Source organism: Bacillus pacificus, assembly GCF_020861345.1.
Taxonomy (GTDB): Bacteria; Bacillota; Bacilli; order Bacillales; family Bacillaceae_G; genus Bacillus_A; species Bacillus_A pacificus.
On the sequence record NZ_CP086328.1, the window covers coordinates 89,000 to 102,906 of the forward strand.

Below are 13,907 nucleotides of genomic sequence, written 5' to 3' on the forward strand. Positions count from 1 at the left end.
AAACTGAGCCAAAACGCTCAGTTTTTTCTTTTTTCTATCATTTCCTCGGAAATTTTACAATTCCTATACATATTTTTACAGATTTTGTCGAAAAGTAATTAGTTATAGGTTGTATAGGATGCGTGAATATTGTTCAAAATGATTGCTGAGGTGATGATGGAATGCGAGGAAGAAATAATAAAAAGTCGCAAAAGGTAGTACATTTATTTCAAAAAAGATGGGTATTTCCGGCACTATACATTGCTTGTGCAGCGGTAATTTTAATGGTTGCGCTATGGTTCCAAGGAGCTAATCCGAAGAAGACTCCGAACCAAGATCAAGCAACGCCGTATACACAAACGGAAGATCCAGCAGTACCAGTAACGAAGTCTTCAGAAGTAGTGAAAATGCCAGCTCCTGCTAATGCGGAAGTAGTGGTACAGAAGAAGTTCTATGAAGATGCAGCAACTGAGGCGGAACAAGAAAAAGCACTTGTCTTTTATAACAACACATATTCCCCGAACAAAGGAATTGACATTGCTGCGAAGAATGGAAAAGAATTCAATGTTACAGCTGCTTTAAGTGGTACAGTAACGAAAGCTGAAAAAGATTCACTTCTTGGTTATGTTGTAACAGTTGATAGCGGAAATGGTGTAGCAGCTTCTTATCAAAGCTTAGGCAGTGTAAAAGTAGAAAAAGGTACACGAGTTGTACAAGGTGAAGTATTAGGAAAATCCGGTCTAAGTGCAATGAATAAAGAAGCAGGTTCTCACGTTCACTTTGAAGTACGTAAAGACAATGTGGCTGTGAACCCTGAGCGCTACTTAAATAAGTCAGTAGCAGAAATTAAAGCTGATGCAGGTGCTGCAAAGGCAACGAACGCTTCTGGTAAAAAAGCTGATGACAAATCTCAAAAAGAAGAAAAGTCAACGAGCACGAAACCAGAAAGTAAAACAGAAGACAAGTCTCAAAAAGAAGAGAAATCAACTAGCGGTTCAACTAGTGACAAAAAAGAAGAACCGAAGAAAGAAGAAAAATCAACAAATGGTTCTACAGAATCATCTAACAGTTCTTCTTCACAAGAATAAGAAAGTGAAAAAATCAGTTCTCAATAGAGAGCTGATTTTTTTATTTCTATATAAAAATACTCAATTTCGAGAAAAAAGTTGCAATAACAAGGAAAAATGACGAGATTCACGAATATATATTACAAAAAGGAGGGGATACTGTGTCATTTTTGTTTGTTCTGTCGACTGCTATTATTTTATTGTTTGTTTTATTTACTTTATATTATTACATTGCCGGTAAGAAAGAGGTTCCCCACCATCAATTGTTAGAAGAAGAGTTAGAACGAGAAGAATGACGCCTTGTATACAAGGTGTCATTTTTTTCGCCAAAATAGTCACTGTTAACGTATTTCTCACAAAAAAATGTAATTTTTCTTAACTTAGTCCGCAAAAATAGTGAACATGTAGCATATATCAGTAGTGCGGGCAATACAATGGTATAAACCAAAGCAAAGAGAGTGTTTGAGGTGAGAAATCGTGAATCATTTCATTATAAATCCAAGAATGTTTAACGCTTACAAACAGCACTCACACTTACTTCTTAGTCGTATGCAGCGAGGCTCATTTCACACTTCTCACATCCAATTTAGGGAGGCGAGTGGTGTGCACGATTACATCAAAGAGAGAACTATCAAGATTGGTAAGTATATCGTGGAGACAAGAAAGACAGTGCGTGTCATTGCAAAGGAATTTGGGGTATCAAAGAGTACAGTCCATAAAGATTTAACGGAACGTCTACCAGAAATTAATCCAGAGCTCGCAAATGAAGTGAAAGAAATTCTTGATTATCATAAGTCTATTCGTCATTTAAGAGGCGGAGAAGCAACAAAACAAAAGTATAGAAAAGAAGATGTAGAAAAGCCGGTACGTCAATAAATATGCGATCGCAAACATTCCGTTTCAATTCGGTAATATTTTTCAGAAAAATTCTTTTTGCGAATATTACGTTTCTGTTAAATTTATGATAAAATCAGAAATTAGGTGTAAAAGAATTCGGGTGTAACCTGATTTTGAATATCGAGGAGGAAAAAACGGGAATGTTTGCGCGAGATATCGGAATTGACCTAGGTACGGCTAACGTATTAATCCATGTTAAAGGTAAGGGTATTGTATTAAATGAGCCATCTGTTGTTGCTATTGATCGTAACACAGGTAAAGTATTAGCAGTAGGTGAAGAAGCAAGAAGTATGGTGGGACGTACGCCTGGTAATATTGTAGCCATTCGTCCACTAAAAGATGGTGTAATCGCAGATTTCGAAATTACAGAAGCGATGTTAAAGTATTTCATTAACAAATTGGACGTAAAGAGCTTCTTTTCAAAACCTCGCATTTTAATTTGTTGTCCAACAAATATCACATCAGTAGAACAAAAAGCAATTCGTGAGGCTGCTGAACGTTCAGGTGGTAAAACGGTATTTTTAGAAGAAGAACCAAAAGTAGCCGCAGTTGGTGCTGGTATGGAAATCTTCCAACCAAGCGGTAACATGGTTGTTGATATTGGTGGAGGTACAACAGATATCGCTGTACTATCTATGGGTGATATTGTTACCTCTTCCTCTATCAAAATGGCTGGCGATAAGTTTGATATGGAGATCTTAAACTACATTAAACGTAAGTATAAGCTATTAATTGGAGAACGTACTTCAGAAGATATTAAAATTAAAGTTGGTACAGTATTCCCAGGTGCACGTAGCGAAGAACTTGAAATTCGCGGACGTGACATGGTAACAGGTTTACCACGTACAATTACAGTATGCTCAGAAGAAATTACAGAAGCATTAAAAGAAAATGCGGCTGTTATTGTACAAGCTGCAAAAGGCGTACTAGAGCGCACACCACCAGAACTATCAGCGGACATCATCGACCGCGGTGTGATTCTAACAGGCGGTGGAGCTTTACTACACGGTATCGACATGCTTCTAGCAGAAGAACTAAAAGTACCAGTATTAATTGCTGAAAACCCAATGCACTGCGTTGCGGTTGGTACAGGTATTATGTTAGAGAATATCGATAGATTACCAAAGCGTGCTTTACGATAAAGTGAAAGGAACTAAGGTGTAAGCCTTAGTTCTTTTTTTTATTTTTATTTTTGTATTTTGATTTATTGAGAAAATAGAAGAAAAATAAAGAAAAACAAAGAATATAGGTAAAATATTCATATATATGGTTAAATTTAATATTTCCGTATTTGAAAACGTTTATAATATAATGAGTCGAATACGACATTAAGGCAAATCATGTTCAAATACATATTGCCTTTCCCTAATCTGGGCATACACTCTTTTCTACCTCCGTGTCAGTTGCAAGGATATGCAACTATTTTAAGAAAATAGAGTGTATGCATTTTTTTATAAATAGGAAGTAAAGTTTCACTTTATAATGACAAACAATAAACAAAATGGGATAATAGACAATATGTCCAAGTGGTAAGACCATTATTACAAAAGGGGCGATTGTGATATGCTAAATATAGAACAAATTAAAGAAATCATTCCTCACCGCTATCCATTTTTACTTGTTGATAAAATATTAGAAGTAGATGAAGGAAAAAGAGCGGTTGGAATTAAAAATGTATCCGCAAACGAAGAATTCTTTAACGGGCACTTTCCTGACTACGCAGTTATGCCCGGTGTACTTATTGTAGAAGCATTAGCACAAGTTGGAGCAGTTGCTGTATTAAAGAAAGAAGAAAACTGCGGAAGACTTGCTTTCTTCGCAGGTATCGACAATTGTCGTTTCAAAAAACAAGTACGTCCAGGTGATCAACTTCGTCTAGAAGTAGAAATGACACGTGTACGTGGTCCAATCGGAAAAGGAAAAGCAATCGCAACAGTAGATGGTGAAGTTGCATGTGAAGCTGAAATTACATTTGCGATTGGTGATAAAAAAGAATAGATGTGAATGAAAAAAAATTCTTCTGCAACATGCAGGAGAATTTTTTTTCATTCATATATTTTTTGTCCGAAACATTAAAGTACAGATTAATCAGAATTCTTGTTGTAAATGAATGGAACTTCGTATATAATGACGCTATAAATATCTTGAAATTAAGATAAATGATAGCGCGATAAAAATAGAGACGCGGTTGTCACATTATAAAGGGTATGAGATAGGACAAAACTTATTATGATTGGTTATGATGAAGTGTAGAGGAAAGTGATGGGGAAAATTAACAGTATAAACAAATGAAAAATGAGCGTAGCATATCGAACATAGAGAGATAAAGGGGAAAGTGTCGCATTTTGAAAAGAGGAGATCATACCATGTTCGGGAGAAAAAAAAGAAAACCATTACGACAATTAATTACACATAAAGAGCCTAAGTCACGCATTACGGAACAGTACCGTAACATCCGTACAAATATTGAATTTACATCTGTAGATAATCATGTTCGTTCTATTATTGTTACTTCGGCAGATCCAGGCGAGGGGAAAACAACGACAATTGCGAACTTAGCAGTTGTTTTTGGACAACAAGGAAAGAAAGTCTTACTAATCGGGGCTGACTTACGTAAGCCGACGATTCAAAACTTATTTGCCATTCACAGTTCAAATGGATTAACGAACCTATTATCAGGACAAGCAAAATTGATGCAATGCATTCAAAAAACAGATATAGAGAACGTATACTTAATGGCTTCAGGACCAATCCCGCCAAACCCAGCTGAACTATTAGGTAGCCGGGCAATGGACGAGCTATTACTAGAAGCGTATAACATGTTTGATATTATTTTAATCGACACACCACCAGTCCTTGCGGTTACCGATGCACAACTCTTAGCGAACAAATGCGATGGAATCGTACTGGTTGTACGTAGTGAAAAAACAGAAAAAGATAAAATCGTAAAAGCGAAGCAAATATTAGACAAAGCTTCTGGTAAATTACTTGGTGTTGTTTTAAATGATAAGAGGGAAGAAAAGGAACAATATGGATATTGTTAGAAAATAATGTATGTAATAGTAAATTTAAAAGCTGATAAATATTTTTATCGGCTTTTTTGAATTTTTTATTAATTTTTTATTAATTTTTTATTTAATTATATGAAAATAATGATATAATGGAAGTTTTGGGAAATCGATGGAATGTGTTGTCATATTTAAGATTATTTTGTAAGATTATATTTGTTTGTTATGAGCTCGTATTAAATAATTTATTAAAATAAAAAAATGTAAGATGAATATGTTATAATTTTTCTTATGTGCAAATTTTAGAAAGTTGGAGGAACTTATGGAAGAAACAATTAGTTTGAAAGAGTTATTTCTTATCTTAAAAAAGCGTCTAGCAATGATCCTCATAATCGCCTTTGGTGCCGCTATAGTAAGTGCTATCATTAGCTTCTTCTTTATGACACCAATCTATCAATCTTCTACGCAAATTCTTGTTAACCAAAAGAAACAAGAAGGGACAGCTATTCAGTTGGGGGAAATTCAGTCAAATATTCAACTAACGAATACATATAAAGTTATTATTAAAAGTCCTGTTATTTTAGATCAAGTGAAGTCGAAACTAGGATTAAATATAACAATTCAGGACCTAAATAAAAAAATTGAGGTTGCGAATGAAAAAGATTCGCAAGTTGTAACAGTAACTGCGCAAGATAAAAGTCCAAGTTTAGCTCGCGATATTGCAAATGCTACTGCAGATGTATTTAAAGGTGAAGTTGCAAAAATTATGAACGTGGATAACGTAACAGTACTGTCCAAAGCAGAAGTTACGGAAAATCAATCTCCAATTAAACCACGTCCAATGTTAAATGTGGCAATTGCCTTCGTTGTTGGCTTAATGGCTGCAGTTGGTCTTTCATTCTTACTAGAATACTTAGATAATACAGTAAAAAAAGAAGAAGATGTAGAAAACTTACTTGGTTTACCAGTGTTAGGTATTGTAGCTCGTATGGATGAAGAAACAACAAATGTGAAATCACATGCTCCATCATCAAGAAAAGTGAGGGGACAAACAATTGGCTCTTAATTTATTTAAAAAGAAAAAGAATCATCGTCAACGTCGTCAATTAATTGCTCATCAACAACCGAAATCACCAATTTCAGAACAATATCGTAATATTCGAACGAATATCGAATTTGCAGCTGTTGATACGAATTTACATTCATTAATGGTAACATCTGCGAACCCGAGTGAAGGGAAAACAACGACAACAGCGAATATGGCAGTCGTGTTTGCCCAACAAGGAAAGAAAGTATTATTAATTGATGCAGATATGCGCAAACCAGCGATGCATCAAATGTTTCAAGTAGATAATATTTTCGGATTGACGAACGTATTAACACATAGTGAACGTTTAGAGAAATGTGTACAAACAACATCAGTTGATAATCTGCACTTTTTAGCTTGTGGTCCAATTCCACCTAATCCGGCAGAGTTATTAGGTTCGAAGTCGATGCAAGAGCTTCTTGCACAAGCATACAGTATGTACGATTTGATCATTTTTGATTTACCACCGATTTTAGCCGTTACCGATGCGCAAATTATGGCAAATGTATGTGATGCTTCTATTCTTGTCGTTCGTAGTGAATTGACAGAGAAAGAAACCGCAGTAAAGGCGAAAGCTTTATTAGAATCAGCAAAAGGTAAACTGTTAGGCGTCGTCCTGAACGATCGTGAGCGCGAACAAAGCTTATATTATTACTACGGTACTAATTAATTAAAAGAGTGAGATATGGCAGGAACATATCTCCTTTTTCCCCTTGAATATGAGTGAAGTCTCATATTCAAGGGGAAAAAGATTACTATGAGAGAGGGAGGAAAATAAATGATTGATTTACATTGTCACATTTTACATGGCATCGATGATGGTGCACAGACAGTAACAGATAGTTTAGCGATGGCGCAACAAGCTGTGGCAGAAGGAATACATACAATTGTCGCAACACCACATCATCAAAATGGAAAATATGTAAATGAGCGTACTTCTATTATTCATCAAGTGAAGCAATTAAATGATGAATTAGAAAAACATGAAATCCCGCTGAAAGTTTTACCAGGGCAGGAGGTCAGGTTATACGGTGATTTATTAGAAGACTATGAAGCTGGTAAAATCGTTACGTTAAATGAAACAAACAAATACATATTCATTGAATTTCCATCTAATCATGTACCTCGTTATGCAGAACAACTTTTGTATGAACTACGTGTAAAAGGAATGATCCCAATTATCGTTCACCCTGAACGTAATGCCGAGTTAATCGAGCGACCAGCTAAGTTATATAACCTTGTTAATAAAGGTGCATTAACACAAGTAACGGCAGGTAGTTTACTAGGTAAGTTTGGTAAAAAAATCAAAAAATTTTCATTGCAGCTTGTGGAACATAATTTAACCCATATGATTGCATCGGATGCACATAATACAACATCAAGAGGATTTCATCTAGCAGAAAGTTATGCACTTATAGAGAAAGAATTCGGCGCAACTGTTATGAATGATTTAAGAGAGAATCCGTATTTAATCATTAGTGGTAAAGCAATTTATAAAGAAGATCCAGAACAAATTCGACGCAAAAAATTGTTCGGTATTTTTTAAATAAAGAATTGGTGATGTCTCCTAACCGTTATCAATGGAGGCACTCGGTCGTACTGTGGGTAGAAATTGTATTTCATGCCTACCTTAGACGCTTGTTGTCGGGAGTATGGTGTGAGGATGGGTTAGATGCCCAATAATTTATTTATGATAGAAACTCTACCTATGGAGTTATAATTATGACCTTATAGGTAGGGTTTTTGTTATTGTTACATATAAATATAAAAATGTGGGGGATATATTTGAACAAAGTAAGAAAAGCAATTATTCCAGCTGCTGGTCTTGGGACGAGATTTTTACCAGCAACGAAAGCAATGCCGAAAGAAATGTTACCTATCGTCGATAAACCAACAATTCAATACATAATAGAAGAAGCGATAGAATCAGGAATTGAAGATATTATTATTGTTACTGGAAAAGGAAAACGCGCGATTGAAGATCATTTTGATCATTCATTTGAACTAGAACAAAACCTTTTAGAAAAAGGTAAGTATGAAATGCTTGAGAAAGTACAAGCTTCTTCAAGAATTAACATTCATTACATAAGACAAAAGGAACCGAGAGGCCTGGGACACGCAGTATGGTGTGCACGTAAATTCATTGGAAATGAACCATTTGCCGTATTACTTGGCGATGATATTGTACAAGCAGAAACGCCATGTTTACGTCAATTAATGGATCAATATGAAGGTACACAATCATCAGTTATCGGTGTACAAACAGTACCTGAAAATGAAACACATCGTTATGGTATTATCGATCCAGTTGAACAAAACAATCGTCGTTATCAAGTACGTCAATTTGTTGAAAAGCCAGCAGAAGGTACAGCACCATCAAATTTAGCAATTATGGGTCGTTACGTGTTAACGCCAGAAATTTTTGTGTTCCTAGAGAATCAACAAACGGGTGCTGGTGGAGAGATTCAGTTAACAGATGCAATTCAAAGATTAAATGAAATTCAACGTGTGTTTGCTTATGATTTTGAAGGAACTCGTTATGATGTTGGGGAAAAGCTAGGGTTTATTAAAACAACAGTTGAATTGGCATTAAAAAATAGGGAATTAAGGCAAAATCTCTTAGAGTTTATCAAAAAAAAATTAAATAATGATCGTTAAGGAGTGAAAGATTTGGGCGAACCAAAAATGAATAAAACCTATGTAATAAATAAAGATGAAAGTATTTCTAAACAAAATGTAATGAATGCTGTTATGAAGAGGGGAGTAGATATTTTAGGTGCTATTATTGGATTTATAATTTTCTCACCATTTTTCATTTTGATTCCTATATTGTATGGATTTGGTGATGGGAGAGGGCCAGTATTTTTTAAACAAAAGAGAATTGGAAGAAACGGAAAAGTATTTTATATATATAAATTCAGATCTATGGTTATCAATGCAGATAAAAAACTTAAAGAAGACAAAAAATTATATACAAAGTACATAGAAAATAATTATAAACTAGAACCGCATGAGGACCCTAGAATAACTGGAATAGGGAAATTTTTACGTAAAACTAGTTTAGATGAGTTGCCACAATTTATTAATGTAATAAAAGGTGAGATGAGTTTAGTAGGGCCTCGACCTGTAGTAGAAGAAGAACTATTAGAGTACGGAGAGAAAAAAGAAAAGTTTTTATCAGCTAAACCTGGGGTGACAGGCTATTGGCAGGTTAGTGGTCGGAGCGATATAGGATATCCAGAGAGAGTTGATATAGAATTATATTATGTGGATAATCAATCTATATTGCTAGATTTAAAAATCCTTGTTTTAACAGCAATACAAGTTGTAATGAGGAAAGGTGCTTATTAATGAATATAACATGTGTAATTCAGATTTAATTGTAAGAGACATTTAGTTAAGGAGACATATTTTATGAAAATATCTCTAGTGATGGCAACTATTGGTAGGTTGGAGGATATCAGGCTTTTTTTAGAATCTCTAAAAAAACAAACATACAATAATTTTGAATTGATAGTGGTCGATCAGAATGAACATGATAGAGTAGAAAATCTAATTGAAGGATATAAAAAACTATTTACCATTAAATATATTAAATCTAGTCCTGGCTTATCTAAAGCAAGAAATATAGGATTGGAAAAGGTTGAAGGGGATATTGTTGCATTCCCAGATGATGATTGTAAGTATAGAGAGAATACACTACAAGAAGTGATGGACTTTCTAAAGGAAAACCCTCAATACCATTTTGTGACGGGTATGTGTAATGATGATAATGGAAATATTTCTGTTAGTAAATTTAATGAAAAGCCTTGCGAGATTAATAAAAATAATGCATGGGTATGTGGAGTATCAGTTACACTATTTTGTAAAAAAGAGATATTAGAAAGAGTAAGTGGATTTGATGAAGAATTAGGGGCTGGATCAGGGACTATATTTGGATCAGGAGAGGAAACTGACTTTATATTAAGGTGCTTAGGAGCGGGGTTTAAAGGGTATTATGTACCTAAAATTATAGTTTTACATGAAAATCCATTAATTGAATATAATGAAAAAACCTGTAAACGTGCTTATTATTATGGAGCAGGTTATTTAAGAGTTTTGAATAAGCATAATTATCATCCTTTGAAAAAATTTGAAGCAATTATAAAAGCAGGAATAGGTATTTTTATATCTATATACAGTATAGGGAAAATGAAATATTATTATGCTTCGTTTAAAGGGCGAATAAAAGGGTATTTAGCAAGATAAGAACATTTATCATAAGGATGAGAATATATGGATCGAAAGGCTTTTAATAAAATCTTACTTAATTTAATTTTGGTCTTTATTAATATTTTAATGATAGTTTGGTATGTATCTGTAGATATTAATGAAAGTAACTTATTACAAATGAGCCTAGTATGGTTATTTGTCTTAGGTTTTCAAATTTTGATTTCTCCTAAAAGTAGTATAGGGTTAATTGGTATAATAACTATGTTTATTTCATTGTATTCAGTATCGGCTTTTATAGCAGCTTCCTTAGGTTTTATGTACTTTGAAATTCCTCAGTACATTATATTTGAAGTAACTAGTAAAAGTTTGGTTGTTATTATTGTATGCCATTTAACTTTATTATTATTAAAAATGATGTTGAAATTTCCAGATGTTAGTTTTATTGAAAGAGAATTTATTAACATCATTTTTAATTTACCATATGGTAAATTAAAAATGATGTTGGCTCTTTTAGGTATAATGGGATTATATTTTTGGTATAGGATAATATTTGTAATAGGTATAAAAGCTTTATTAGAGAACCCTCGAGTTTATGCTACGATTTTGTTTGAACAAGTAGGATTTTATCATCAAATTGTTATGATTCCTTTAAGTATAATATTAATAACGTATGTTATTAATAAACAAATTGAATATGGAAAGAAGTTCATTATTTTAAATATTGTGTTGTTTGCTTGGCTACCACTATTATTGGTAGGAGCCCGAAAGGAAATATATATATGTATAATAGCTGTTTTTCTATTTAGTGGTATTTCTAGGATGAAGAAAATGGTATTAGGTGTCTTTGCTGTATTGTTATTATTGCTACTACCTTTATTGAGAGAAGGATGGGTTGGATTTGATAATTTAATAATGTCCTTTCATGAATTTATATTACCTCAGTATTCACATTTTATCTTTGAAGTATTAGGTAGTGAAGCCAAAAGAAATATAGTAGAAACCTCAGGATACCAAGCTGGATTTTGGTCCTTATTACCGGGAATGCTTAGACCAAAGGAATATATTCCTTTAGGGCTAAGTACATTTAATTTAGGGCTTACCAATGTTGGTATTGCAGCACATCCAATTGGGGAAGCTGTATTAAACTTTAATGAGAATGGTTATGTATTTTTTGGATTGATTTATGTTGTAATAAATACCATTGTGTTTATGATTTCTAAAAGGTCCCCTCTTGCGGCAGTTATTTTCTTTTCATATTTAAGTTTATTAGGAAGAACTGATTTATGGGTAACTATATTTTTCGGTATATATACTTATGTATTTATCAGAATGTTTTTGATGAAAGTTCAAAAAACAAATAAAATGTAAAATAGGATGCTAAAAATGAAAAAAAATATATATATAAATGGTAGATTTTTAACGCAAAATGTAACTGGCGTGCAAAGAGTCGCAGAACAGATAGTAAAAGAGTTAGATATTACTTTAAATAAAAGCAATATTTTTAGTCAATATAAAATAATTATTTTGGTTCCAAATTGTGAATGTAGAGATGTAGTTTTTAAAAATATAGAAATTAGATCTATAGGGATACTAAAAGGACACTTATGGGAACAAATTGAACTGCCTTTATTTGTGAAGAAAGAATTATTAATTAATCTATGCAATACAGGACCTATGATTAAGAAAAATCAATTAGTTATGATTCATGATGCTGCTATTTGCAGTGCACCAGAAGGATTTTCAAAAAAGTTTGTACTTTGGTATAAACTTCTATATAAACAATTTTCAAGGAATTCTAGAAAAATTGTCACAGTTTCTAATTTTTCAAAGGAAGAGCTTTTAAGGTATTATCCAAAAATGGATAATAAATTAGGGGTTATTTACAATGGTGTAGATCATGTAGTCGATATTAATCCAGATGAAAAAATTCTTAGTAAAAATGATTTGGAAGCAGATGACTATATATTGGCGGTTAGTAGTATGAATCCAAATAAAAACTTTAGGGTAATAGGAGAAGCACTGGCTAAATCAAAGAGATTTAGTGGAAAAGTAGTTATTGCAGGTGGAAATCAAACAGGTATCTTTGCTGATGGGGCTAGTTCAGTTGGGCATAATATAAAATGGGTAGGATATGTGACAGATGAGGAATTAGTTGCTCTATATAAAAATGCGAGAATTTTTATATTCCCTTCATTATACGAAGGGTTTGGATTGCCCCCATTAGAAGCTATGCGTATGGGGTGTGTAGTTATTGCATCTAACGCAGCATCTATACCTGAGATATGTAAGGAGCATGCAATTTATTTTGATCCTAATAGTCCAGAAGACCTTCTTAATAAGATTGAATCAGTATATGAAAATAAGATATTACGTGTGAATCGAGCTAGCAAAGCCCTTGAATTTTCTAAAGAATATCGTTGGAGCTTAGCTGCTAGAATTTTAATAAATTATATTAAAGAATTAGCATAGGAGAATTTTGGAGTATGAAAATAGCTATCGTTCATGACTGGTTAGTAACATACGCTGGTGCGGAAAAAGTATTAGAACAAATGCTTGAAGTTTTTCCAGAAGCAGATATATTTAGTCTAGTAGATTTTTTAGATGAAAAAGATCGTGGATTTATCAAGAATAAAAAGGTTAGTACAACATTTGTTCAGAAACTACCTTTTGCTAAGAAAAAGTACAGAAATTATCTTCCTTTAATGCCTTTAGCAATTGAACAGTTAGATTTATCAAAGTATGATGTTATTCTTTCTAGTTCTCATGCTGTAGCAAAAGGGGTCTTAACAGGACCAGATCAATTGCATATATCGTATGTACATTCACCTATTCGTTATGCATGGGATTTACAGCATCAATATTTAAAAGAGGCAAAATTGGAAAAAGGCCTTAAGGGACTGTTAACAAAATCTATTTTACATAAAATAAGAAATTGGGATTACCGAACTGCAAATGGCGTAGACTATTTTATTGGTAACTCTAAGTTTATTGGGCGTAGAATATGGAAAGTGTATAGAAGAGAATCGGATGTCATTTATCCACCTGTTGATATTTCTGCGTTTACACTGCATGAGAAAAAAGAAGATTTTTATATAACTGCATCACGTATGGTACCATATAAGAAAATTGATTTAATTGTTGAAGCTTTTTCACATATGCCAGATAAAAAATTGATTGTAATCGGAGATGGACCAGATTTTGAGAAGGTGAAAGCAAAAGCTAAAAGCAATGTTCAACTTCTAGGTTATCAATCATTTGAAGTGTTAAAAAGTCATATGCAGCGTGCAAAAGCATTTGTCTTTGCTGCAGAAGAGGATTTTGGTATTACGCCAGTTGAGGCACAGGCTTGTGGTACACCTGTTATTACATATGGTAAGGGTGGAGCTACAGAAACTGTTTTAGATTTAAATCATGAGAAACCCACTGGTCTATTCTTTAAAGAGCAGACTGTTGAAAGTATTATTGAGAAGATTAATGAATTTGAAAAAAGCTATGATAAGTTTACTCCATCTAACTGTAGGGAGAATGCTATAAGATTTTCTCCAGAGAGATTTAGAGAAGAGATTAGAAGTATTGTAGAGGAAAAATATAAAGAAAAATTTCTAGGGTGAGGAGATAGTATCTTCACCTTTTTTATTTTTGGTAAGGGAGTGGAAA

At 33.4% G+C, this 13,907-nt stretch carries 15 protein-coding genes; all 15 read left to right on the plus strand.

The window, feature by feature from the left end:
• Positions 1-161: 161 nt before the first annotated feature.
• The 15 genes from LMD38_RS00420 (at position 162) to LMD38_RS00490 (ending at position 13,861) form a co-directional block, all read left to right on the plus strand.
• Complete coding sequence (locus LMD38_RS00420) at positions 162-1,067, plus strand: stage II sporulation protein SpoIIQ (RefSeq protein WP_228920075.1); 906 nt, start codon at positions 162-164, stop codon at positions 1,065-1,067.
• Between the two features lie 140 nt (positions 1,068-1,207).
• Entirely contained in the window at positions 1,208-1,342 is a 135-nt protein-coding gene (locus tag LMD38_RS00425) for a hypothetical protein (RefSeq protein WP_000008903.1), read from the plus strand.
• Positions 1,343-1,649: 307 nt separating this feature from the next.
• Entirely contained in the window at positions 1,650-1,922 is a 273-nt protein-coding gene (spoIIID, locus tag LMD38_RS00430; RefSeq protein ID WP_000544012.1) for a sporulation transcriptional regulator SpoIIID, read from the plus strand.
• Positions 1,923-2,083: 161 nt separating this feature from the next.
• Entirely contained in the window at positions 2,084-3,085 is a 1,002-nt protein-coding gene (mreB, locus tag LMD38_RS00435) for a rod shape-determining protein (protein WP_000457987.1), read from the plus strand.
• Between the two features lie 421 nt (positions 3,086-3,506).
• Complete coding sequence (gene fabZ, locus LMD38_RS00440) at positions 3,507-3,941, plus strand: 3-hydroxyacyl-ACP dehydratase FabZ (protein ID WP_000931954.1); 435 nt, start codon at positions 3,507-3,509, stop codon at positions 3,939-3,941.
• 368 nt (positions 3,942-4,309) lie between these two features.
• The gene (locus LMD38_RS00445) at positions 4,310-4,987 is read left to right on the plus strand and encodes a CpsD/CapB family tyrosine-protein kinase (protein ID WP_228920077.1); all 678 of its coding nucleotides are present in this window, start codon (positions 4,310-4,312) and stop codon (positions 4,985-4,987) included.
• A gap of 286 nt (positions 4,988-5,273) precedes the next feature.
• Positions 5,274-6,017 carry a YveK family protein gene (locus tag LMD38_RS00450; RefSeq protein WP_000393168.1) on the plus strand — a complete coding sequence of 248 codons (744 nt, stop codon included), beginning with the start codon at positions 5,274-5,276 and terminating at the stop codon, positions 6,015-6,017.
• Positions 6,007-6,708, plus strand: coding sequence for a CpsD/CapB family tyrosine-protein kinase (locus LMD38_RS00455; protein ID WP_001207168.1), 702 nt, complete (start codon positions 6,007-6,009; stop codon positions 6,706-6,708). The genes LMD38_RS00450 and LMD38_RS00455 overlap by 11 nt, the downstream gene beginning before the upstream one ends.
• 108 nt (positions 6,709-6,816) lie before the next feature.
• Positions 6,817-7,584, plus strand: coding sequence for a tyrosine-protein phosphatase (locus LMD38_RS00460; RefSeq protein ID WP_228920078.1), 768 nt, complete (start codon positions 6,817-6,819; stop codon positions 7,582-7,584).
• Between the two features lie 239 nt (positions 7,585-7,823).
• A complete protein-coding gene (gene galU / locus LMD38_RS00465) occupies positions 7,824-8,696 on the plus strand; it encodes a UTP--glucose-1-phosphate uridylyltransferase GalU (protein WP_228920079.1) in 873 nt (290 codons plus the stop codon).
• 27 nt (positions 8,697-8,723) lie between these two features.
• A complete protein-coding gene (locus LMD38_RS00470) occupies positions 8,724-9,389 on the plus strand; it encodes a sugar transferase (RefSeq protein ID WP_012644719.1) in 666 nt (221 codons plus the stop codon).
• 63 nt (positions 9,390-9,452) lie between these two features.
• Complete coding sequence (locus LMD38_RS00475) at positions 9,453-10,286, plus strand: glycosyltransferase family 2 protein (protein ID WP_000703598.1); 834 nt, start codon at positions 9,453-9,455, stop codon at positions 10,284-10,286.
• A gap of 27 nt (positions 10,287-10,313) precedes the next feature.
• The gene (locus LMD38_RS00480; protein ID WP_000375150.1) at positions 10,314-11,618 is read left to right on the plus strand and encodes a hypothetical protein; all 1,305 of its coding nucleotides are present in this window, start codon (positions 10,314-10,316) and stop codon (positions 11,616-11,618) included.
• 15 nt (positions 11,619-11,633) lie between these two features.
• Complete coding sequence (locus tag LMD38_RS00485; RefSeq protein WP_228920080.1) at positions 11,634-12,719, plus strand: glycosyltransferase family 4 protein; 1,086 nt, start codon at positions 11,634-11,636, stop codon at positions 12,717-12,719.
• Positions 12,720-12,733: 14 nt separating this feature from the next.
• A complete protein-coding gene (locus LMD38_RS00490; RefSeq protein ID WP_000684574.1) occupies positions 12,734-13,861 on the plus strand; it encodes a glycosyltransferase family 4 protein in 1,128 nt (375 codons plus the stop codon).
• The last annotated feature ends 46 nt before the right edge of the window (positions 13,862-13,907 follow it).

What these genes read in the sequence shown, in the direction of transcription:
- LMD38_RS00420 (WP_228920075.1), top strand. Translation starts at nt 162, where the DNA reads ATGCGAGGAAGAAATAATAAAAAGTCGCAAAAGGTAGTACATTTATTT.
- mreB (WP_000457987.1), top strand. Translation starts at nt 2,084, where the DNA reads ATGTTTGCGCGAGATATCGGAATTGACCTAGGTACGGCTAACGTATTA.
- fabZ (WP_000931954.1), top strand. Translation starts at nt 3,507, where the DNA reads ATGCTAAATATAGAACAAATTAAAGAAATCATTCCTCACCGCTATCCA.
- LMD38_RS00445 (WP_228920077.1), top strand. Translation starts at nt 4,310, where the DNA reads ATGTTCGGGAGAAAAAAAAGAAAACCATTACGACAATTAATTACACAT.
- LMD38_RS00450 (WP_000393168.1), top strand. Translation starts at nt 5,274, where the DNA reads ATGGAAGAAACAATTAGTTTGAAAGAGTTATTTCTTATCTTAAAAAAG.
- LMD38_RS00460 (WP_228920078.1), top strand. Translation starts at nt 6,817, where the DNA reads ATGATTGATTTACATTGTCACATTTTACATGGCATCGATGATGGTGCA.
- LMD38_RS00470 (WP_012644719.1), top strand. Translation starts at nt 8,724, where the DNA reads ATGAATAAAACCTATGTAATAAATAAAGATGAAAGTATTTCTAAACAA.
- LMD38_RS00475 (WP_000703598.1), top strand. Translation starts at nt 9,453, where the DNA reads ATGAAAATATCTCTAGTGATGGCAACTATTGGTAGGTTGGAGGATATC.
- LMD38_RS00480 (WP_000375150.1), top strand. Translation starts at nt 10,314, where the DNA reads ATGGATCGAAAGGCTTTTAATAAAATCTTACTTAATTTAATTTTGGTC.
- LMD38_RS00485 (WP_228920080.1), top strand. Translation starts at nt 11,634, where the DNA reads ATGAAAAAAAATATATATATAAATGGTAGATTTTTAACGCAAAATGTA.
- LMD38_RS00490 (WP_000684574.1), top strand. Translation starts at nt 12,734, where the DNA reads ATGAAAATAGCTATCGTTCATGACTGGTTAGTAACATACGCTGGTGCG.